The 23,631-nt window shown below is 46.7% G+C and carries 17 protein-coding genes; 7 read left to right on the plus strand and 10 right to left on the minus strand.

All coding sequences use genetic code 11. The features are described 5' to 3' along the window. Positions 1-58 precede the first annotated feature (58 nt). Positions 59-2,278: an ammonia-forming cytochrome c nitrite reductase subunit c552 gene (locus H5336_RS01755; protein WP_185230835.1), complete on the plus strand. Its 2,220-nt coding sequence runs from the start codon at positions 59-61 to the stop codon at positions 2,276-2,278. Positions 2,279-2,418: 140 nt separating this feature from the next. Here the strand turns inward: H5336_RS01755 and H5336_RS01760 are convergent, their stop codons facing one another. The 4 genes from H5336_RS01760 to H5336_RS01775 all read right to left on the minus strand — a co-directional run bounded on the left by H5336_RS01760 (position 2,419) and on the right by H5336_RS01775 (position 4,472). Further along, positions 2,419-2,742 carry a hypothetical protein gene (locus H5336_RS01760; protein ID WP_185230837.1) on the minus strand — a complete coding sequence of 108 codons (324 nt, stop codon included), beginning with the start codon at positions 2,740-2,742 and terminating at the stop codon, positions 2,419-2,421. Positions 2,743-3,319: 577 nt separating this feature from the next. Continuing rightward, complete coding sequence (locus H5336_RS01765) at positions 3,320-3,586, minus strand: hypothetical protein (RefSeq protein WP_185230839.1); 267 nt, start codon at positions 3,584-3,586, stop codon at positions 3,320-3,322. A 135-nt stretch (positions 3,587-3,721) separates the two neighbouring features. Next, positions 3,722-4,048 (minus strand): hypothetical protein, encoded by a 327-nt coding sequence (locus tag H5336_RS01770; protein WP_185230841.1) that lies wholly within the window; start codon positions 4,046-4,048, stop codon positions 3,722-3,724. Positions 4,049-4,121: 73 nt separating this feature from the next. Beyond that, the gene (locus tag H5336_RS01775) at positions 4,122-4,472 is read right to left on the minus strand and encodes a hypothetical protein (RefSeq protein WP_185230843.1); all 351 of its coding nucleotides are present in this window, start codon (positions 4,470-4,472) and stop codon (positions 4,122-4,124) included. Positions 4,473-5,602: 1,130 nt separating this feature from the next. On the opposite strand from H5336_RS01775, the gene H5336_RS01780 reads away from it, so the two are divergent. Continuing rightward, positions 5,603-6,124 carry a TIGR00645 family protein gene (locus H5336_RS01780; protein WP_185230845.1) on the plus strand — a complete coding sequence of 174 codons (522 nt, stop codon included), beginning with the start codon at positions 5,603-5,605 and terminating at the stop codon, positions 6,122-6,124. Positions 6,125-6,182: 58 nt separating this feature from the next. On the opposite strand, the gene H5336_RS01785 is transcribed toward H5336_RS01780, so the two are convergent. From H5336_RS01785 to H5336_RS01795, 3 genes are read right to left on the minus strand one after another with little or no spacing between them, the layout of a single operon-like run. Next, positions 6,183-9,296, minus strand: coding sequence for an efflux RND transporter permease subunit (locus H5336_RS01785; protein ID WP_185230847.1), 3,114 nt, complete (start codon positions 9,294-9,296; stop codon positions 6,183-6,185). Next, complete coding sequence (locus tag H5336_RS01790; RefSeq protein WP_313555767.1) at positions 9,289-10,740, minus strand: efflux RND transporter periplasmic adaptor subunit; 1,452 nt, start codon at positions 10,738-10,740, stop codon at positions 9,289-9,291. Before H5336_RS01790 ends, H5336_RS01785 begins: the two co-directional genes overlap by 8 nt. Positions 10,741-10,800: 60 nt before the next feature. Then, the gene (locus H5336_RS01795; RefSeq protein ID WP_185230849.1) at positions 10,801-11,175 is read right to left on the minus strand and encodes a CopL family metal-binding regulatory protein; all 375 of its coding nucleotides are present in this window, start codon (positions 11,173-11,175) and stop codon (positions 10,801-10,803) included. A 399-nt stretch (positions 11,176-11,574) separates the two neighbouring features. Between H5336_RS01795 and H5336_RS01800 the strand changes: the two genes are divergently transcribed. After that, on the plus strand, positions 11,575-13,071 hold the full coding sequence (locus H5336_RS01800; protein WP_246438998.1) for a glycosyl hydrolase: 1,497 nt from the start codon (positions 11,575-11,577) through the stop codon (positions 13,069-13,071). 59 nt (positions 13,072-13,130) lie between these two features. Here H5336_RS01800 and H5336_RS01805 read toward each other — a convergent pair whose 3' ends face one another. After that, a complete protein-coding gene (locus H5336_RS01805) occupies positions 13,131-13,982 on the minus strand; it encodes a transporter substrate-binding domain-containing protein (RefSeq protein WP_185230853.1) in 852 nt (283 codons plus the stop codon). Positions 13,983-14,406: 424 nt separating this feature from the next. Between H5336_RS01805 and H5336_RS01810 the strand changes: the two genes are divergently transcribed. Further along, positions 14,407-15,159 carry a putative porin gene (locus tag H5336_RS01810; RefSeq protein WP_185230855.1) on the plus strand — a complete coding sequence of 251 codons (753 nt, stop codon included), beginning with the start codon at positions 14,407-14,409 and terminating at the stop codon, positions 15,157-15,159. Between the two features lie 242 nt (positions 15,160-15,401). Here the strand turns inward: H5336_RS01810 and H5336_RS01815 are convergent, their stop codons facing one another. Beyond that, complete coding sequence (locus H5336_RS01815) at positions 15,402-16,673, minus strand: O-acetylhomoserine aminocarboxypropyltransferase/cysteine synthase family protein (protein ID WP_185230858.1); 1,272 nt, start codon at positions 16,671-16,673, stop codon at positions 15,402-15,404. A 365-nt stretch (positions 16,674-17,038) separates the two neighbouring features. Here H5336_RS01815 and H5336_RS01820 point away from each other — a divergent pair, with 365 nt between their 5' ends. Next, the gene (locus H5336_RS01820; RefSeq protein WP_185230860.1) at positions 17,039-17,329 is read left to right on the plus strand and encodes a hypothetical protein; all 291 of its coding nucleotides are present in this window, start codon (positions 17,039-17,041) and stop codon (positions 17,327-17,329) included. 18 nt (positions 17,330-17,347) lie between these two features. Beyond that, a complete protein-coding gene (locus H5336_RS01825; protein ID WP_185230862.1) occupies positions 17,348-19,690 on the plus strand; it encodes a YfiR/HmsC family protein in 2,343 nt (780 codons plus the stop codon). Here H5336_RS01825 and H5336_RS01830 read toward each other — a convergent pair. Next, a complete protein-coding gene (locus H5336_RS01830; RefSeq protein ID WP_185230864.1) occupies positions 19,687-22,224 on the minus strand; it encodes an EAL domain-containing protein in 2,538 nt (845 codons plus the stop codon). The genes H5336_RS01825 and H5336_RS01830 overlap by 4 nt on opposite strands. Before the next feature lie 527 nt (positions 22,225-22,751). Here H5336_RS01830 and H5336_RS01835 point away from each other — a divergent pair. After that, entirely contained in the window at positions 22,752-23,492 is a 741-nt protein-coding gene (locus H5336_RS01835; RefSeq protein WP_185230866.1) for a DUF599 domain-containing protein, read from the plus strand. Positions 23,493-23,631: the final 139 nt, after the last annotated feature.

The following is a 23,631-nucleotide window of genomic DNA, read 5'->3' on the forward strand; positions in this document are numbered from 1 at the left end:
TTTTATGGTGTACGAACAAGCTCCCTTAAATATCGCCGACTAACGACATATTAAACTCATGGTATTACCAAACTGCAATCAACACATCTCGCCCCGTAAAAGTATTCAGCGGCTAATATTTGCCATTTGTGTTTTGGTTTTTTTCACCGAATGGGCTCAAGCTGAATGGGTGGGCTCTAGCGCCTGTGAAGGTTGCCATAAAGAGCAGTACGATTCATGGGTAGGCTCGGACCACTTCAAAGCAATGGCGGTTGCCAATGAAAGTACCGTTTTAGGGGATTTCTCCGGAAAGACTGTAACTTTCAACAAGGTTAGTCACCGCTTTTTCACCAAAAACAATAAATATTACGTAGAGACTATCGGCAAAAGCGGCAAAAACGAAACATTCAGCATTCCCTATACTTTCGGCTGGTTTCCTCTACAACAGTATTTAGCAGACATTGGCGATGGCCACCTACAAGCCATGAACGTCAGCTGGGATAGCCGACCAAAGAAGGATGGAGGTCAACGCTGGTTTCACCTTCAACCGGAAGAAAACATGACGCCCGACAACATGTTTTTTTGGGGGGCCCATGTGCAAAATTGGAACAGCCGTTGCGCTGAATGTCATTCCACTAATTTAGAACGAAACTACGACGCCGAATCACATAGCTATGATACTAGCTGGTCAGAAATAAATGTTGCCTGCGAAGCATGCCACGGGCAAGGCAGCAAGCATATAGATCTAGTGAATGCAAAAACCTACTCCAATAGTAACACCGGGTTAGCCTATGCCTCAGACGCCAAATCAACCGGTGAAAATCACATCAACATGTGTGGTGGTTGCCACTCTAGGCGTTTCGGTATTACTGATCCCAACACCTTTACCGACTACAACCAAAAATATAGGCATCAAAGCATCATCAACGGTCTCTACCACCCAGACGGACAAATCCAAGACGAAGTTTATGTATTAGGCTCTTTTCTACAAAGCAAAATGCATACAGCCGGTGTAACCTGCCTGAACTGTCACAACCCACATAGCGGAAAGCTAATAGCAGAACCTCAGGCCGTATGCGCCCAGTGCCACGCACCCGAGACCTTCGATAAACCGTCCCATCACCTCCATGCCAAATCGCCCGCTCCCCTCTGCGTGGACTGCCATATGCCTGAAACAACCTACATGGGCGTCGACCCCCGTAGAGATCACAGCTTTGCCATACCAAACCCCCAAGCATCAATCGACTTTGGCGTGCCCAATGCTTGCAGTAATTGCCACGAAGAAAAAGGTAACGAATGGGCGGTTACACAGCTCGAAAAAGCCGGTGTAAAACCTCAAAATGAAAAATGGACAAGCGCATTCCACGAAGCAAGAAATCACAACGTACTGTCGGTGAGAACACTCTCAGCTATTGCCCAGGACCAAGAGCTCCCCGACATAATTCGAGCAACGGCCTTAGAGCACCTGGGTGCATTTCCGTCCAGAGTCACCCTTGAATCTGCCAAGTACGCACTAAAATCACCGGCCCCTCTGGTTCGCCGCTCCGCTATTGAAAGCCTAATATTTGTCGATCCCGCCACAAGGTGGACGCTGCTAAGCCCACTCCTTCAGGACGACGTTCGATTCGTACGAGACGAGGCGGCAATATCTTTAGCAGGCGTACTATTTGATATACCCAATGACCAAAGAAAAATACTCCAAACAGCCATAGATCAGCTGAAAGAGACACTGCTATTCAGTGCTGATACGCCGTCTTCACAACTGCGTATTGCAAGTTTATACACCGAGCTGGGTAATTACGAAAAAGCCGAGGCAGCCTATCGCCACGCTCTACGTATATCGCCAACCTACGTACCCGCCCTACTAAACTACGCTGAATATCTAAGAAACACCGGGCACAAAGATAAAGAACTGCCATTATTTGAAAAGGCTATGGCCGCAATGCCTGAAAGTGCAGCGGTCCATCATGCAATGGGGTTGCATTACATTCGTAATCAGCAGTACAGCAAAGCAATGCCATACCTAAAAACCTCTTCCGGCGGCCTACTAGACGCGAGGCCTAGATATGCATACGTATATGCCGTAGCCCTTTACGATAGCGGTAAAAAAGAAAACGCTATAAATGAACTTATTCGGTCGAACGAGCAATGGAAAAACCAATATGAGACACTGGCCACCCTCATCTACTATCTCGACGAGGCCGGAAGAGCTAAAGATGTATACTCTTACCTCAGTCAAATATCCCGCATTGCGCCAGGCTCTCCCCAGGTGAAAGAGTGGATAAACAAATACAAGTAATGCGGCTGATTTAAACCAAATAGCACCTAGGGAATAGGGCTCAAAAAAACGCTAAGTTATCCACTTAGCGTCTACCCAAAAAACAAACCAAACACTGCGATGCCAGCATTGAAGTCACATTTTTGGGTAACGTTAGGCATTTATTTTTTTCTAGGCAACTCGATAACTTTAGCCGATCCCTCTCTATTTGATTTCATGCTTTTAACTTTACTTAACAAATGAGGTGATACGTTCCATTTTTGGCCAGAATCCGTAATGACTGTTACCGTTTTTTTATTAAACTTCATTAGCGTGCCGATTTGCCTACCCCTGCCTGCTGGCTCGAAACTCACTTTCTCACCCGGATTAAAATGCATCATTTCTCTATGAACGTGCATTGAATCTAGAAACTTCAACCTTTCAACAATTTTGTGGTTGAGCTCAACCAACTCTTCTTCAGACAAGTTATCTATATCTATGATCATTTCAAACTTCAACTCTCACCAATGTAATTAAGCTCGGAACCTATACTCTTGAGAACGCCAAAACTCACCCACAATACGCGCCCAACTTGCTCTTTTTTCCAACGGCAAAACGAAAGCAATAAAACTTGCTTCCAAACAGCCGCATTAAAATTATTTTCAGAACAATAATTCCTAGGGTAACAAGCGATTAACGTGCCGTCCCTAATCGGCCACCAATATTATCAGGCTGAGTTTCGATAGGCGCATTAATGTAACCACGAAGCCCGCCAAATCAAGGGTATGCCACTGGGGTACCCCGTGTAAAATTCAAACGCTCGGAAAAACACTCAACATCACCTAGCAGCCCATTACCCATCAAGCCTTCAGGGCTCTCCATATAAGTTTAAGGGTACCCCGAGTTCAAAAATTAAGTGCGCCTCCAGCCGCTCAAGTTCACACTTAACACCTAACACCTAACACCTAACACCTAACACCTAGCACCTAGCACCTAGCACCTAGCACCTAGCACCTAGCACCTAGCATAAAACTACACCCTAGCGACACAAAGTGGCAAACACTGACCGCTTCATCAATTCTTTCACAGCTCTAGGTTTCTAGTTAAAACCTCTGCGGATTTAATAATGCGTTTCGTCCGATAAAGCTCAGGATGTTTTTCATTGTCAGCGTATCCTACTGGCTCTCCTGCACCTGCATTTACGAACCAAGAATTTTCGGGTCTACGATCACCTATCAGCTTTTTAAGCTCGGCCGGTTTAATGCCTAGCGCTTGAGCCGCTGCATTATAGGTACAGCGAGTCTTGGTCTCGTTCAGGTAATCTCGTATGATACTAATTTTATCAAGCATTAAAAGGCACTTCCTCGAAAAGTAAACGCAGCGCTCATTTACGCAGCTGTTGTGGTGGATGTTTGTGTGATTGTTTTTTTTGCGCGCCTAAAATCTATAGCGCGAACGCCGAATTTTGGAACCATCGACTTAAACTTACTCCGATGAATGCTGCCCATTTACATCAACTATAAAGCTCTCTTTACCCGCTGTTTTTCTCGCAGCTTTGTCTTTTAGTATTTGCTCGAGTGAACGAACAGCTTCAGGGCTCTTCCTACCAAAATTTTTAAAATACAACTCTTCAATAAAGGCCGGAAGAGGTGATTTCCATGATTCCTGTTTATGATTAGCCATACTGCCAAATTTTTTGGGATTAAGGCCAAGCTCCCTAGCCATTTGTATTTGAGCATGGGACAACTGATATTTCTTTCTAGCCTCTATCCAAGGCTTAATTTTCTGAGGTATAAATCCAGCTTTCGCCATTAAAAAACCACCTAAACTAAAGGGCACCTATGTTTATTCATCGGTATGACTGCGCTTCAGTGGACAAATCAGGCTAATCACCACCATCCCCGCCACCATCAGAATCTGAAGAACCTAGGGAGGAAAAATCAAGATCAAAGCCCCAACCAGTATCGTAATCACCACCATTTTTAACGCGGCGACTATTAACGCAAGCCATGATAAAGCCAACTAACATTACAAAAAGTACTTCAATGCTGTAGCTATTGTGATAACCATAGGCCGTTGACAGAACCAAAATGACAACACCTGCACTGCGAATGCTGATTTTTATTTTCTTCGCTAAAAAACCACCGACAACAAAAACAAAACAACCGAGTAGAAGTTCATTTTTGTATAAAAGCAGTAATCCAAATGCGGTAATAGTATATCCAATAAAACTCATATCACTTCAGTCCATTAAGTCATAACGTTAGGGCACCTGCGATACATATAGAACGGGTTTATGTGCAAACATGCATCGAAGAGAATCTACAGCCCCGCAGCCCCCATTACGTACGCGAAAAAACCCAAAAGATGCCATCTTGGTACCGAAATGTACACATCTCCCTGCTATTACAGGAATACCCAGCTCTCAGGGCCGATATACCCCGAGAAACGTAACACCTGTAACCCATTGAATACATTAACCTTATCAAAATAGTCGCTAACTAACACCTCAGCTAATTGGCTGGCCAAAGTAAAACTCGATACGCGCCACTATTGGCGCCACTATGCGCGCAGTGTTGGGCACCTCAACCAATAGTAAGGGCACCGCTATCAATTGAATTTGGCTCTGCGTGACCAGGCAGGCCTTAGTGCAAGGAGGACTGCGCAGCGTAAGACTGGCTGGCTTTCCAAGCAGGCCAAGGCTGCAATAAGGTTTGCCAGGCAACGCCCTTGGGGGCTTTGTGTGCAGTTCATGCACGGCGTTAAAATTTTTCGCCTGGCCACCATTTTTTTGCGCACGAACCGCACACAAAGCCAGAGGCCAAAAGCAATTAATAAGGGGCCTGAAAAGGTTATTTTATATGCTGGGTCAAATCACAGCAAAGCCTTCGTCGGAATTGCTTATCAATACTAAACAATACACGGCCGCGTTTGCGCTCTAAATATGCATCCTGTCGCAGGTTAGTTACTGCCCATACCCCATTTTATTCATCCCCGCTGCTATTCCCGGCACTATCACCCCTTTATGGTGTACTGCATTTGGTCTAAAAATAGTCCGCAGGCGATTACCGCAGTTTGCGGCCACTTAGAGCCTAGCTTAAACCCTCTACTGCAGTAGCATGTTAGCCGCGCCAGCCCGTCGAATTGCCTCATGAAAACAATGACATCACCGACGTCGGATTAGTGTTTTCACTAGAAGCCCGAGCAGCGAATAACTTAACCTACAGCCACAAAAGACAATTTATGGGTGGTAAACCACTCATCAATCTACGCTAAACGCAATAATCCACCCTCGCCTATTGATAAACCCCCACCTTTACCAATATCCTTCGCGCTGAAAAAACGAGGAACCATTTCGGAGACCCTATGGAAAAGATTTTTGAACGCTTAATGTACCGCTCACGCTGGGTACTAGCACCCATTTACCTTGGTTTGAGTTTGGCGGTTTTGGCGCTGGCGGTTAAGTTTTTTCAGGAGGTTATTCACCTGCTGTTCCACGCCTGGGACATGAAAGAAGCGGATATGATCTTGCTGGTACTATCGCTTATCGATATCGCCATGGTCGGCGGCTTGCTCGTAATGGTTATGATGAGCGGCTACGAAAACTTTGTTAGCCAAATAAACCTGGATGGCGAAGAAGAAAAGCTCGCATGGCTGGGCAAAATGGATTCTTCGTCGCTTAAAGCTAAAATAGCGGCTTCTATTGTTGCAATATCCTCTATTCATTTATTAAAGAAGTTCATGGATATTCAAGAGGTGGATAATGAAAAACTCAAATGGTACGTCATTATTCACCTAACATTTGTTGCCTCGGCATTTGCCATGGGCGCCTTAGACAGAATTAACCATACGGTTAAAAAACCTGCATTAAATGATGACACCAACTAATAGCTCAAGTAATAGCTCGCAAGCCCGGCTTTTATTGTATGCCGGGCTTTGTACGCTGCTAGACAGCGTTACCTCCTTTTTTTTGTCGCCACAATAAGTAAACCACCGGCAATACGAACAGTGTCAGTAACACCGAGGTAACCATGCCGCCAACCATTGGGGCTGCAAGCCTGCTCATTACTTCCGAGCCGGTGCCCGTACCCAATAATATGGGCAGTAAACCAACAATGGTGGCGCTGGCGGTCATTACCACCGGCCTTACCCGCAGCCCCGCACCTTGTGCTATAGCAAAAAGTAGGTTTTCTTGAGATTTATTTTCCTCTAACAAATACTGCTCCCATGCTTGGTCCAAATACACCAGCATTATCACGCCGGTTTCTACTGCCACCCCCGCAAGCGCAATGCCTCCAACCGCCACAGCAATGGAGAAATCGAAATCTAACCAATACATGAACCACGCACTGCCCACCAATGCCAATGGTAACGATGCCATTAATATAATGACTGGGGTTGCTCTGCGAAAATTAAGGAACAAGAGCACAACAATAACTAGCAGGGTAAGCGGTACAACAAAGGTTAACTTTTCTTTGGCGCGCTCCATATATTCATACTGCCCAGCCCAAGCAATGGAATAACCCGGTGGCAATGAAAGCTGCTGGTCTACCGATACTTTCGCATTTGCAACATAGTTACCTACATCTATTCCGTCAATATCCACATACACCCAGCCATTTGTTCGAGCGTTTTCGCTTTTTATACCCGCAGGGCCATCGGAGATGTTTATGCTCGCCACATCAGCTAATGCAATACGCTGCCCATTGGGCGTGACTATTGGTAGAAGCTTAATCTGTTCTGGTGTGTCGCGGTAACTCTGGGGGTAACGGATATTCACCGGATATCGTTCCAACCCCTCTACCGTCTGGGTAACATTAACACCCCCAATCGCCGACGATATAACCTGCTGAACATCGGTAATATTAAGGCCAAAACGCGCGGCTTTTTCCCTGTTAATGTTCACATTAATGTAGCGGCCTCCGGCTACACGCTCGGAATAAACCGATGCGGTTCCCGGCTCTTGCTCAAGTATTTGTTCAACTTGCATGCCCAACTGTTCAATTACAGCAAGATCTGGCCCCGCTATTTTTATGCCCACGGGTGTTTTTACGCCGGTCGCCAACATATCAATACGCGTTTTAATGGGCATCACCCAGGCATTAGTCAGCCCTGGCAGCTTTACCCGTGCATCGAGTTCCTTTTTAAGTTTTTCAGTGGTCATGCCCTCTCGCCACAGTTCACGAGGCTGTAACTGAATAAATGTTTCTATCATAGTGAGTGGTGCCGGGTCGGTGGCGGTGTCTGCGCGGCCAATTTTCCCAAAAACTGTTTTAACTTCTGGCACTGTACGTATTAACTTATTCGTTTGCTGTAGGAGTTCGCGCGCTTTACCAATGGATAACCCCGGATGCGTAGTTGGCATGTACATCAAGTCACCTTCATCCAATGGCGGCATAAATTCGCTACCAATGCGTTGCAGCGGAAATACACTACTCACCAAAAACAGCAAGGCCATAAACAGCGTTGTTTTGGGGTACGCTAAAACTTTGTTGAGCATTGGCCGGTACACATTAACCAGTGTACGATTTACCGGGTTTTGTTTTTCACTTTTAACACCACCACGAATAAAATAGCCCATGAGTACCGGCACCAAGGTTATGGCCAATATTGCGGCTGCGCCCATGGCGTAGGTTTTTGTGAAGGCTAGCGGTGAGAACATTCGCCCTTCTTGCGCCTCTAATGTAAATACCGGTAAAAAACTTACGGTAATAATAAGCAGGCTGAAAAAAAGCGCTGGGCCTACCTCGACGGCGGAGTCAGCCACAATTTTCCAGCGGTTTTTATCATTTAATGGCGTGCGTTCCATATGCTTATGCATATTTTCGATCAGCACTATTGCCCCATCAATCATCGCACCAATGGCAATGGCTATGCCCCCCAATGACATGATGTTAGCGTTTAGTCCCTGAAAGTACATCACAATAAAGGCCGCCAGAACACCCACAGGTAAACTGATAATGGCCACCAAAGATGAGCGCAAGTGAAAGAGAAATAAAGCGCATACCAGTGCGACCATTGCCAGTTCTTCCACCAACTTGTGCCACAGGTTTTCTATTGCGCTTTCAATTAAACCCGAGCGATCGTAAACCGTTACTAATTCCACGCCTTCCGGCAGGCTTTTTTTAAGCGACGCCAGCCTAGCCTTTACGCCTTTAAGTGTGGCTTGAGCATTTTCCCCATAACGCATAACCACCACCCCGCCAACGGTTTCGCCTTCACCGTTCAGCTCGGCTATGCCTCTACGCATTTGCGGGCCCGTTCCAATAGAGGCTACATCTTTCAGTAATAGTGGCGTACCCTGCTCGTTCACGCCAAGGGGAACCACCTCCAGATCCTTCTCGTTTTGAATATAGCCAGATGCCCGTACCATATATTCGGCTTCGGCCATCTCCACAACCGAAGCCCCTACTTCCTGATTAGCGTTTTTTATGGCATTTTGAATATGTGCCAGCGGTATTCCAAAAGCACGTAGTTTTTCCGGGTTAACCGTTACTTGATACTGTTTCATCATGCCGCCAATCGAAGCCACCTCCGAAACGCCCGGTACCGTTTGTAATTCGTACTTTAAAAACCAATCTTGCAGGCTGCGTAACTGACTAATGTCATGCTTCCCGGTTTTATCCACCAATGCATATAAATAAACCCAGCCCACGCCCGTTGCATCTGGCCCCAACTGTGAACGTGCAGCCTCTGGTAGCGAAGGGGCTACCTGACTTAAATATTCCAACACTCGCGTTCGCGCCCAATATAAATCGGTGCTCTCGTTAAAAATCACATAAACATAAGAGTCGCCAAAGAATGAATAACCGCGTACCGTTTCAGCACCCGGTACTGACAACATTGCGGTGGTTAACGGGTAGGTTACCTGATCTTCAACAACTTGCGGTGCCTGACCGGGGTAGCGGGTTTTAATAATGACTTGAACGTCTGACAAATCCGGAATTGCATCAACTGGCGTATTTTTGACCGCAGCGATGCCGCCAAAAATTAAAACCGCCGTCGCCAATAAGATAAGGACACGGTTGCGAACACTCCAACGAATGACAGCTTCAATCATGCTTCATTTCCTCCATAGAATGGATTCCACTTAACACCCAGGTATCGTCAGTTTCGCTAATTTCGACATGCAGTGTTAGGCCCTCTTTTAGTTTGCCTATATCTACGCTGTCGTTTACGGGAAACATCATGGTCATTACCGGCCAGTCCCACTCTTCAATGGGTTGATGGGTAAGCTTCACCATCCCCATGTCTACCATCACCTCCTCAATTCGAGCTTCCACCCACACTGAAGCCGGTTTTTCTGTATGGCTTTGCATGCGCATAAAATCTGAGGTTTTACTGGATTCAGAATCCAGTAAAAACTGCGCCGAGCTAACAATTACATCTCCCTGCTGCAAGCCTTCCAATACCTGCGTGTGGACATTATCAGAAGCGCCTAGCTTTACCGCAATAGATTTAAACCTACCCTGTTCCAATGCCAGTACTACACGATTTTGAGCACCGGTTCGAATAACCGCTTCGTTGGGCACGACCAGTTTCATATCATTGCTTTCGGCATGAATTATCACCTGAGCAAACATATTCGGTTTAAGAATTTTTTCCGCGTTATCGAAACGCAATCGAACGCGCACGGTACGGTTCTGTGGGTTGAGCGCCGGGTAAACGTAGTCAACGGCACCCACCCATTCACGTCCCGGGAGGTAATCCAATGTCATGGTTACCGCAAGCCCCACTTTTACCTGCGCAGCCTGGCGTTCAAAAATTTCCGCTTCCACCCATACATTTTCCAAATTGGCTATCGACATTAACGTGGTGCCAGGCGTTACATAAAAGCCTTCGCGAATCTTCAAGTTATCGCTATACCCCGCTTGGGGAGCATAGAATGTTACTGTCTGCTTAACTTTGCGCGTTTTGTTTATATGCGTTACAACGGCATCGGGAATGTGCAAGGCCTTCAAACGCAATTGCGCCGACTGTATAAATTGACTGTTATTGCGGTTAAGTGCCAATAGATATTCCTCTTGGGCATTCACCAGCTCGGGTGAATAGAGGTCGTATAATGGCTGATTTTTTTGCACCGGATCACCCGATGTTTTGATATAAAGCTTTTCTACCCACCCCTCTACGCGTGGATGTATATGTACCAATTTGTCTTGGTCGTACTGCACATAGCCCACTGTTTTAATTTGCGGCTGCAAATTTGTGTTTAGTACCGTAACCGTACGCACTCCCAGGTTGTTAACCACCTCGGGTGAAATAACAACTTCACCCGGCCCTCCCACCGTTTCGTACACAGGTACTAAATCCATCCCCATGGGGGATTTCCCCGGTTTGTCGCGACGAAAGTTAGCGTCCATCGGCGCCACCCAATAAAGCGGTATTTTGTCTTTTTCGAGGGAAGAACTTAATTCCATCGGTGATTGAAATAGGAGGTAGCCAATGGCAAGGCCACAGGCAAGGCTAACAAAAATCGTCGAGAAACGATTGAATAGGCTTTTCACAAAAATTCTCCAGAACTGAACACTAAACGAAACCCGAATAACGGGCGCACGGATATTGCGTTAAGCTTGGATGGGTGGGCGATACAAAGAGGAAAGGCACTCACGTGAAGGCGTAGTATTGGAACCGCAGCCATCTATACTAAGGGTATAAAACTGTGGGGAAAACACCGACGCAAGCAGCGCAAAACTGCAACCCAAAACACAGCAACTACCGCCGCTATCACAACACTCCGCGCTTTCCAACGCATCGTTTTGTATCTCAGCCGTTTGCTCGGTTTGGTATTCGTCGTGGCAGTGTGTTGAGGCAGGCAGCCCCTGAGAGCTGGAGTATTGTTGTTGATCCGCTGGCCCAACCGGCAACATCTCTACAGCCGCCAGCGCTTGCTGGCAAAGTAACCATAGGATAAGCACAATTGTGGTCGATCGTGTAAACATAGGGGCATCATAGCAAATCGCAGCCACGAATGTGAGCAGTCAGCCAAACGCTAAAGAAGCATCTCTCGATAGCGATGCTCTTTAAGATGATCCCTCACAATGTACGGCGGTAATCAAACCCACAAGCTTTCTAACCAGCGGTGTGCTTCCGGGCTTGGAGGTTTCCTCGGTGATCGACAATAACTGGCGCTATCATCACTCAGGGAGCATTCTAGCGACCTACGGTGCATCTCGGTAAAGCCTAATTAACGATTTATCCCTCCACCCCATGCTACCCTTTTAGCCGTCAACCTGATCTGGCCGCTGGACCACTGAAGACAAACACTTACATATAAGAGGTTGATGTAACCCGTTACATCAACTATTTTGACCCGAAGTTGATAATTAGTGATGCCTAGAATGAAAATACACAATGCAATAGCCGCTTTGGCGTGTGCCCTTTTTATTAGTGCCTGTGGTGGCGGTTCCAGTGGTGGTTCCAACGAAAACCCCAGCAGCCGCTCAAGCTCATCGTCCTTCAGCGTTTTCTCGGAAAGCTCCAGTAGCTCCTCCAGCGTTTCCTCTGAGAGCTCCAGTAGCTCCTCCAACCTTTCGTCGATGAGTTCTAGCTCCAGCAGTGTATCGACGGCCACCATTCCAAATGCGGCCACCAACACTACACCCTACTGTCGAATTCCAAACCCCAGTGACACCGACGGTTGGGGCTGGGAAAACCAGGCCAGCTGTGTTTACTTTAACTCGTCCTCCGACCCTGGTGTGGCCAGCCGACCCAACTGCCTGATCGGTAATGCCAGTACCCCTTACTGCGACACCGACAACCAAGGCTGGGGGTTTGAGAACAGTCGTTACTGTATCTCTACCAGCCTTTGTCCTGGCGCCGCCAGCAAAACCCAAACGGCAATATCGAGCAGCCTGGTTAACCCCAACGCAGACACCACCGCCCAAGCGGTTTACACCTACTTGAAATCCGTATGGGGCAGTAAAATGTTATCGGGCATTATGGATAACACGTGGCGAGACTCTACCGACATGTACCAACGGGTATTGGATGACACAGGCAAAGCGCCGGCGATTATGGGCTTTGACTACATGAACTTCACCATTGGTAAATATGATGGTCAGGGTCAAACGGACGAAGCCATAGCCCACTGGAATCGCGGAGGCCTAGTTACATTTAACTGGCACTGGCGCGACCCTTCCGATGCCACGGAGCAGTTCTACACCAAAGATGCCAAAGACAACGGTACAGACTTTGAAATCCCTATCGCTAATGCCCAGCTAGACACCAGCAACGCCAACTTCACCAAAATGGTTGCCGATATCGACATGGTCGCCGGTGAACTGCAAAAACTAGAAAGTGCAGGTGTTAGCGTATTATGGCGCCCCCTCCACGAAGCCAACGGTGGCTGGTTTTGGTGGGGCAAGCAACGCTCAGACAGCGTGCCCGCCGCTCACGCACAAATTCTATTGTGGCAATATATGTTCGACCGCCTTACCACTCACCATGGTTTAAACAACCTAATCTGGGTGTGGAACGGCCAAAACGCGGCTTGGTATCCCGGCGATAGCTACGTCGATATCGTCAGCCACGATATCTACGACGACCCAAGAAGCTACGACTCTCAGATACACACATACAATGTCACGCTCAACCAGCCCTTCCAAACCAAGCTGGTTGCACTGAGTGAAAACAGCAACATTCCAGACCCCGATGCCATGCAAGCCGACGGTGCCTGGTGGTTATATTTTATGGTTTGGAATGATGGTGGTGATACCGCAGGGGTTACGGCAGAAGATAACTTTTGGACAGGCGAGTACTACAACACCAACGCCCATAAAACCCATGTTTACAATCACGAACGGGTCATAACGCTAGACGAGCTGCCGGATTTTTAAGCCGACACAAATGCCAAAAAACGCCCGAATAACTCGGGCGTTTTCGTATCTATGCGCTTCTATTCAGAAAAGTCCAGCCAAAGCTCAGGTTTATCCACCGGAATATCATTGGATACATTGGGGTTTGAAATGGAAAAGATCGTACGGTTTTTTAAATCAGACTTTTCCAGTGCCATTTTCACATCAACATCACCGTAAAAATGCCTGTCAAAACTACCATCAGTAATCGACTTCTCCAACCCTGTTGTCAGATCGCGAACCAACTGCAAATTACCCTTCGAGATATAAAAATAATAGGGCATAACGTATTTCAGTACCAAATTTCGCTCTACGGTAAGCTGTAGATTTGGGTGGTTGGCAACTTCGGCCCATGGTTCGTGTACCCCGCGAGGAAAACCGTCAAATCGTGCTCCATCCAGCATATAAAACAACCCTTCAGCTTTGTTGGACGTAACAACGGTAAAGCCCGCGTTCTGCAAAATTTTGGTGTCACTCCAAGAGCGCCCCTGACCCAGTGTTATGCGCTGTAAATCTGCCAAAGAACGAACCGAATCGAACCGCCCTTGATCGCCCTGACGGATGATAAATACCCTATGCCCCATTAACCCTTTGTAGGCTGGAATATGAACGGGCGCCAAAATGGCATCATTGTGCTTGGAGGAGCCTGTCCACAGCACACTTATTTGGCCATCCTTCACCAATTCAGCCAACCTAGCTCGTGTGAGCAGTTCATCATATTCGGAGAAGCTGTACTCCCCGGGGAAATGCGCCAAAGCTATCTTCATCAGGCCCACCATGTAACGATCGGTCTGCAACTGAAGCTTGGGATGAATGACCTGAGTCTCGGCACTAATACTGAAACTCAAACACACCACCGACGAAACTAATATCGAAACAAGAGTTTTTATCATAAATTGTTCTAACTGAAAACCAAATGTCGCCTTAATAAAGATAGCAAACTTCCGCAATCGCGCTATTTGATTACAGTATTTACACGCATAAAATTCATATTCCTAACAAACGCTTATCGCAAACACACAAAAACCCAAAAATCTTTGCCCTGCCACAGTAAACATTCAGCAATCATTTAGCCGCGTTACCCTTATGGCGTGCATTACCCACCCTCACATCAACTCCTCACTAACGCTCCCTCATTCGCCACTATTGCGCTCTGCCCAGCATCCAAACCAAACAACCTGACCATAAATTGAACGATAACGAATATGTTCAGCTTATTCAGCTTTGATTCATTTACAAAGCAACAAACTAGCCCCAGAAAAACAAGAAACCACTTTTAAATATTTATTATTTTTTACAAACCGATGGAGTCATCTCATGAAGAAACATATTTTGGGCTTAGCCGTAACCATGGCATTAACCTCTACCGCAATGGCTGAAAGCTACAACGCAGAAATTGAAGGCGGCTTGGCTAAAACCGATATTGATATAAACGGCGCAGACAGTGCTAACACCTACACGCTCAACGGTACGGTATACTTTAAACCAGTAGAAACGGACAACATGCCTCTGGCTGAAGCGGCTTTTTTAAACCGTGCCTCAAACGTCAACGGCGGCATTGCTCACACCACAAACGATAACGACGATGCAACAATCTCCAACATTGGTGCAGAGTGGTATATCGCTAATACCAATTTTTACACTGCGCTGGACTTCGTAAAAATAGACGGTGATGGGCTCGACGGAGACGCCCTGATAGGCACCGTTGGCTACATGCCAATCGACGGGCTGCTACTGACAACATCTATCGCCGATGAAGGCGGTTACGAACCAAACATTGATGTTAAATATGTCGCTCAACTATCCGGGGGCACCGCATTAGGGCTGCACGGCGGCATTACCGATAGCGACGGCTCTACCTTCTACAATGCCGGCGTTGATTACTACTTTTCACCGGCCACCAGCATTGGTATTGAATACGATGATGTAACAGGAATAGATGGCGTTGACCTAAGCGAAACGACAATTAACGGTAAGCACTTCTTCAGCGAAGCCATTTATGTAGGCGCCTATTATTCCAACACTGATTTTACCGATACTTTAGGTGTAAATGCCGGTATACGTTTTTAATTTTCTCCCTCATTAGATGTAACATTTCTGCCTGACCGCAGTACTGGCCGCGCCCAAAAATTTGGGGCGGCCTTTTTTCCTTTTACAAAAGCACAGCAACGATAGCGTGTACTCCGCCTACTTATACATCTGAAGCCCTGGCCTTAAAATTTTAGATGTTTTAAAAAGGCTCCACCCTTGCCTTAAATAAAACAACACTAAGCACGGCGTTTTTTGGCTGTAATGCGCTAACCGCTTGCCTGTCAAGCTTGCTCCAGTGCCTGGGTTACATCCGCAATAATATCGTCGATATGTTCAATACCCACTGATATTCGAACAAGGTCTTCACTTACACCCGCGGCGGCAAGCTCCTCTGCATTCAATTGCCTGTGGGTGGTCGATGCCGGATGACACGCTAACGATTTGGCATCACCAATATTCACCAAGCGTAAAACCATTTCCAACGCATCAATAAACCGCGCGCCTGCAGCCGCGCCGCCAGCTATGCCGAAACTCAATATACCAGACGCCTTACCGTTAGTTATTGTCTGACAGGTTTTATGGAATGGGCTAGAGGGCAATGCGGCATAATTTACCCATTCTACTTTTTCATGCTGTTGCAAAAAATGCGCAAGTTTCTCGGCATTTTCACAGTGACGATCCATGCGCAAACCCAATGTTTCCAAACCCTGCATGATTTGAAAAGCATTCATGGGGGAAATCGCCGCACCTGTATTGCGTAACGGCACCACCCGGCATCGCCCAATATAAGCCGCTTCACCCAGTGCTTCGGTGTAAACCACACCATGATAAGAAGGGTCTGGCTCGTTCATAACGGCAAACCGGGTTTTATTCGCCACCCAGTCGAATTTACCGGAATCCACAATAACACCGCCAATAGACGTACCGTGGCCACCTATATATTTGGTCAATGAATGCACCACAATATCAGCACCCAGCTCAAACGGACGGCATAAGTAAGGCGTTGCCACGGTGTTGTCTACGATTAGCGGAACGCCATGCTTATGCGCTATAGCCGCCAAACGGGTAATGTCGACAATGTTCCCCGCAGGATTACCAATAGATTCACAAAAAACCGCTTTGGTTTTTTCATCAATGGCATTGTCAAAGCCTTCAAAATCATCGTGAGAAACCATTCTCGCCTCAATGCCTTGACGCGGAAACGTATGGGCAAACAAGTTGTAAGTGCCACCATACAGCTGACTGGTACTGACTATATTGTCCCCGGTTTCACACAAGCACTGTATGGCATAGGTTATAGCTGCCATGCCAGAGGCTACAGCTAGCGCTCCAATACCGCCCTCCATCGCTGCGATACGTTGCTCTAACACCGCGGTGGTGGGGTTCATAATACGGGTGTAGATATTCCCCTGTACTTTTAAATCGAATAGATCGGCACCGTGCTGGGTGTCGTCAAAGGTATAGGATGTTGTTTGGTAAATGGGAACGGCCGCAGCCTTGGTAGTAGATTCCGATTTATACCCATGATGTAAAGCCAAAGATTCCAATTTCATGTTTGCCTCTTTTTATTCTTTCCGTTTGAGTGGATACCCGCTCTCTATTCAGTGCCGGCTAATACGCTCTGTAGTTGAGGATACTGTTGAGTACCCGCTTAAGGGCACCTCTAATAATTAAATTTAGCGTCTGCCTGTCCTTCCGGACTTTGTGTACTTCGAAGCTTTGTGTGCGATTCATACACAGCGCTAAAATTTTTCGCCAGCCCACCCACAGGCTGTAAATTTTGGCTTGCGCGCGAAACCCACACAAAACCAAAAGCCATTAATAGCGGTGCCCGCAAAAAGCCCGCATGCCATATTGCCGCCACCGCACCAGCAGTTCAATGCGTTTCATCAATCAACACTCGCTGCGGCTCACATTTATGTTCAGAGTAGCCAGGGGTGCTTATGGCGATAGTGGCAGCGATAGTGACGGCAATAGTGACGAGACAGCCTCGCTTTCAACTTCCCTCACCACAATCGCCTGGCCGTGTTACCTAGCAAGCTTTTGGCACACAAAACAACGCGCACAGGCCAATTACGCTGCCAAGGCTAAAAACCTGAGCCAGTCGATAATGGTCGCAAATAGCGGTATTCGTCAAGATCATCTTTCGGGCATCAAAAGCCGAACATTCTTCACCAAAAGCAACACAAAATACACGATGAGTGTCTAGAATGGAGTAACCAACCGATTGAATTCACTCATTCCTCATGCCCCCAAACGGCCAGTGATGCCTATGGTGAAGTTTACGCTATCCACATTAAGGCTATTTTGTTTCTTCCCACTTCTGGTGTGGGCGGTGTGGGCGCAGTCGGCTATTACCCAAGTATTTAGCCACGACGAAATTACCGCCTCGTACCTGTACAACTTTTCCAAAAATGTTACCTGGCCAAACGAAGGTTCGCTTGACGCGATTACCGTGGGCGTATATCGCCCTACCAACACCCAATTAACTGGCCAGCTGAGGGCACACTTCCGCTCCGCGATACTCAGGGGCCTGCCACTTAAAGTAAGGGATATTCACTCCATCAATTCTCTCAACGGTATTCAGATTTTGCTCATAGAAGAAGAAAACAATACCTTGGTAGAAGAACTGAATGATGAACTTAGCTCTCGGCCAATTTTGCTGGTAACCAACAATTATCGCAACCGCCAGTTGGTGATGATTAACCTTATATCCACGGACGATAACCACATCCGCTTTGAGGTCAACAAAGCCAATATGATTGTCCAAGGCTTGGATGTAAAACCCGAAATCATTTTAAATGGCGGATCGGAAATTGACGTTGCCCAACTTTTTAGGGAAGGCCAAGCTTCGCTAGTAAAGATCCAACAGAAATTGCGTATTCGCGAAGAAAAGCTTAGCAACATGGAAAAAGGGGTACGTGCGTTAAAAACAGAAAATGATACGCTGAACACAACCCTCACAAAGATACAGTCCGACATCCAAAAAAGTCAGCAATTGATCCTTAAACAACGTTCATTAATTAATGAGCATAAAGCAACATTGCACCAAACAGATATAGCAAGGCAAGAGCTAGAATCTGAGGTTATTGAGCAAACACGACAGCTTAATAGCCGTCAATTTTTACTCGATGATATCAGCGCCAAAATCGCCAACCGTGAAACACAGCTAAATGAGCTTAACGATACGCTGATTAAGCAAAAATCGCGCATCATCGAATTAGATGACCGTATTGCTACCCAAGGGGTTGTACTCAACAATCTTATAGCGCTTGTATTACTGGGCGTTGTCCTGGTGGCTGTTACCATTTGGGCCTACACCAATAAACGGCGAGATGCCGAGCGCCTAGAGGCCCATAGCCACGACCTACAAATTGCCCGCGACAAACTCGCAATTGCTAAAGCCAAAGCCGAAGAGGCCAATCGAGCCAAGAGCGAATTTCTGTCACTCATGAGCCACGAATTACGTACGCCTTTACAAGCCATAATTGGCTATGCAGACGTGGTAATAGAAGAGCTACGCATGGAAGGCTTGGAACAATATACAAGCGACTTAAATCGGGTTATTAGTAATAGTGAACGCCTGCTAAGGTTAATTAATGGCGTGCTCGATCTTGCTAAAATAGAGGCCGGGCGTATGACACTGAGTTTATCGCAAGTTAACCTCGAATCTATAACCTCCGACGCAATAGCCAATGTACGACCTCAGTGTGACGAAAAACAACTTGCTTTAGCGGTCGTAACTGATAACGGCGACAACTTCCCTGTTGCCGACGAGGAAAAGCTTCTTCATATTATTCTTAATTTACTTAGCAATGCCTGTAAATTTACTAATACTGGCGTCGTTAAAATTGTATCAGAGCACCGAAAAAATCAAATTTATATTTCGGTCCAAGACACAGGGTCTGGTATAAAACCTGAACAAATACCGCATGTATTCGAACGATTCCAGCAAGCCGACAGCTCTGAAACACGCCAACACCAGGGAAGCGGCCTAGGCTTAGCTATCTCAAAACAGTTTTGTGAATTAATGGGGGGCAAGATAAGCGTCTCCAGTGAACTGAATATGGGCTCCACTTTTACGGTTTCCATTCCACTTCCAATTCAACACAGTACTGGAGAGCCTGACCTGCACGAGCCCGCACCAACAGGAAAAAAGGAAATCGCTGTTAAACTGGATAAACCCGCAAGCAATGCTGGTGGCATTACAATACTACTGGTAGATGACGATAAAGAATTTATCAACATTATGACGCGCACGCTTAAAAGCGAAAATTACACAGTATTGTCGTCCGAGACCGGCGGAGAGGGCTTAATTATTGCCAAGAAAATCATACCTGATGTCATTGTGCTAGACCTGTTACTACCGGACATGAACGGTATGGAATTTCTTAGGACCATCAGAAAAATGCCACCCCTAAGTCATACCCCTATATTTGTGGCCTCAGTCATTGACGAAAAAAACCGTTGCCTGGAATTAGGCGCAACCGGTTTTCTAGCCAAACCCGTTACTCGCGAAGCCATTAAATCCGCGATCCGTAGCGTAGTATCCAATGCCGTGGCCTGCTAACACTTAACCCTAGACTGCAGGTCTTGCGCTAAGGCAGCAGAGAACTCCCTCACATCCTCTACCGGCATCGGATGACCTATATAATACCCCTGTACGTAGTCCACACCATATTCATTAAGAATTGCTAAAATTTCGGCATTCTCAACATATTCTGCCACAGCTTTTTTACCAAGCGCTTTCACAACTTGAATAAGCGAACGCACCAACGCTTTATCAACATCATCAACATGAAGTCTTCGAATAAACGAACCATCTAACTTAATGTAATCGGCCGGCAGTTCTTTTAAATAGGCAAAACTACTAAAACCAGAACCAAAGTCGTCCACAGCAAAACTACAACCAATGGCATGCAGCTCTTCTATCACATGTTTTGTAACATTTAAATTAAATAAGCTCGCACTTTCGGTAAGTTCAAAAGTGAGTGCAGAAGGGTCTACCCCGCAAGTCGTTAATGCCTCATGGATAACTGGCACAAGATTTTCGTCGTTAAATGCGTAGGCCGAAAGGTTGATCGCAATACGCTTCAGTACCGGGTTCTGTCTCAACTGTTCAATCGCCAACTTAATAATCCAGCGATCCAACAAATGCATTTCTCCCGTTTTCTCTAGTGCAGGAATAAAACTACCGGGATATATCAGCGAGCCATCGGCCTTCCTTATACGCACTAAGGCTTCGTAGTAAGCCACCTCTCCTAATTGCACATCTTGTACCGGTTGAAAATGCAGTATTATACGGTCTTCCGTTATGGCTGCGCGCACTTGCTGCGCCCAATTTATTCGACTACGTAATCGGTCAGAATCATTGTCTTCGGGGTTATAACAGTGGACAACATTCCGCCCCCGCGCCTTTGCCGCGTAGAGGGCAATATCGGCTTGCATCAGGTACTCTTCTGCGCAGCCTGCCAAGCCATCGACAATACTCAAACCAATACTACACCCCAAATTTACCCTATGCCCTTCAGCTTCGTAGGTGTAATCGTTAATTATTTTTTGTAAATCAAGCGCAATATCCGTTACGCCTTCTTCGTCAATGCTATGAACAAGTATCGCAAATTCATCACCTCCAAGACGGCAAAGCAAGTCAGTAGCACGTACCCGTCGGCTCATCGCCGCTGAAATCTGGCGAAGCACTTCATCACCTTCACGATGACCAAAGGAGTCATTAATGATTTTGAAGTGATCGAGGTCTATATACACAATGGCGTGACTGCGCTTGTTACGTAGAGCATCGGCATAGAGCTGTTTAAGTGATTCCTCAAAATAGCGTCGGTTAAACAAACCGGTAAGGGAATCGTGCATGGCAATGTATTCAAGTTGTTTCTGAGCAACCTTATGCTTGGTAATATTATCGAGGCACACCGTTAGCGTAGGCACCTCGTCTACCAAAGAACGACGAACCCGCATTTTTGCCCACAACCGCTGCCCATCCTTGTCTTTTAGACACAATTCTGGCTCGCAAGAATCCTCACGGCCGTTTAATACAGCCAGTAGCTTCTCCTCCAGTTCAGGGTAGGTATTCTGACTTTCAGTTGTTAAATATGCTTTCAGGTTCTTACCAAGAGACTCCTCAATGGAGTACCCCATAAGAACGTTCCATGGGTAATTCAGATACCGTATTTCCAAACCATCGTCGAGTTCCATCACCACTGTTTGTAAGTTATGCAACAATTGCTGGTGTTTATCCGATATTTTTTTGTAGTCCGAACGACTTTCTTCCAGAGATAAAACCTGCTTTTCAAATTGGCGGTTACTCTCCATAAAATCTTCACGCTTAGTCGCTAGCTCGCACACTTTCCGCAGCTGCTCCGTGCGAAACGGTTTTGGTAAAAAGTCGGTAACACCCAGCAATACCATTTCTTCCGCGAGTTCGCTGCTAGAGTGAGCTGTCATCATCACGATCGCTTGATGGGGTTCCTCCTCTAGTATTTCCTTCGCAATTTCTTTTCCGCATTTGTTTGGCAACATGAAATCCAAAAGGATCAATTGGTGACGTGACTCCTGCCAGCGGCGAATACCATCCTCACCGTTATTGACGATTTCGACTTTATATTGCCGCTCCATCACCCTCTTCACCAGATCGGCTGTGTCTGGCGCATCCTCAATAACCAACAATTTTGATTTTCGGCCTGGCTCATACTGACCCGCTAAACAGCGCCCCACTTCACCTTCTAGCGAATCAAGTTCTGTAATTGAGAGAATGCGGTTCACCCCGTATTCCCGTGCGGTAATTTCGGCGATACGCTGACACCAAACCTCGGTCAGTAGCAGAATAGGAATACTCGGTAAGCACTCTAAGGCACCCCCGCGAATTAGGCGTGTCATACGCCAGCCGTCGATCTCACCCATATCAAGAAAAGCGACCAGCATACTAATGTTATTCGTGCGAATAACCTCCAGAGCGGCCTTAGCCGACCTAGCCAGATGCAAATTGCTGTATCCTGCCAGAGTCAACCGGCCATGCAGCTCCTTTAGGAAATCACCATCGCGGCAAACCAGTAATACAGGTGCGCCGATTTCCACGTTCAGATAATCCATTCTCTTCCACCTGTCGAATTTCCGTTTTTGCCCGTAAAGGGCACCTCTATCAATTATACTTGGCCTCTGGCTTTGCGTTCGACTTATGCTCAAGGCAAAGGCCCGAAGAACGCAGTCTGGCAAACATCACTGCAACGCTGATCTTCTAGGGAAGGCAACCTCCTTCCGCTTCGCAGACCGGCTTACACTGAGGCTTGCCAAGCCGTGTAGAAAACAAAATCAATTAACGGAGGTGCCCTAAAGTCTAGTTCAAAGCCAATAGATTTGAATATAAAACACGCAAGTGTGCGATATCCATCCGGTTTTGAGGGCTGGAGCCAACAATACCGCTACCCGCACTAGAATTACTGGTTATATGGTACTTGCATTCACAGAACGATAGGTTTATTCCCCGCCTGCTAAAAGCCCACATACGACAAAACCAAATCGTTAAGCCTTTAACCATTTCACTGGGGCAGATAGCGGCCCACAGAAGTCACTGAATGCATTAGAATAAAAGCACGCGTTTAAAACCGAGGTATATATCGATGGATTTAGCAGGATGGCTGCAGCTGCATGTACTGGATGTTCTTGCCACTGGCTGGCTATTTTTGTGCTGGATAGGCTATTCGGTGTTCGCGCGACGCCGCGCAAAAAAAGTCTACTGCTTGTCTTCAGTGCTCCAACAATACCGTAAGCAATGGATATTGCGCATGTTACGAAGGGAGAATCGAATTGGTGATGTTGCCATTATTGCCAACCTCGAACGCAACGCCAGCTTTTTAGCCTCAACCTCTATACTGGTTATTGCCGGATTGGTAACCGCCGTTGCCTCCACAGACAAGATCCATGCCTTGCTAATCAACCTACCCTTCGCCAATACGGCAATAACCCCGCTCCAAGTACAGTTCAAAATTATTTTATTACTGTTTGTGCATGTGTTTGCCTTCTTCACGTTTACCTGGTCCATGCGGCAATATGGGTTCAGTGCCATCTTACTGGGTGCAACCCCCATGCACGACGAAGAACTTTCCACCACTGGCCCGGGTAAAACCTTTGCTTTCCATTTTTCAAAGGTCATCGATCAAGCCGGCCATAGCTATAATTATGGATTGAGAGCCTATTATTTTTCAATGGCAATACTGATATGGCTGTTTCATGCGGGCCTTTACGTATTTGCTGTTGCCGTTGTGGTTGCCATACTCTATGCACGGGAATTTCATTCGAAAACACTGTCCAATATGATTAGTGCGGGTGCACTAGATGACCAAATTCCCCCTATCAAATAAAACCGTTAATGAAGGTGTCCTTACAACCAGCACTCCGCGAACGCTGAACTTTTTTGGCTTCCGCGGAACCCCCCGTTGCAGCCGTTAGCAATACATAGATGCTCGAACCGCGGGTTTCGAAAAACCAAACTAGCAAGCC

It is taken from the genome of Teredinibacter franksiae (genome assembly GCF_014218805.1).
Lineage (GTDB): Bacteria > Pseudomonadota > Gammaproteobacteria > Pseudomonadales > Cellvibrionaceae > Teredinibacter > Teredinibacter franksiae.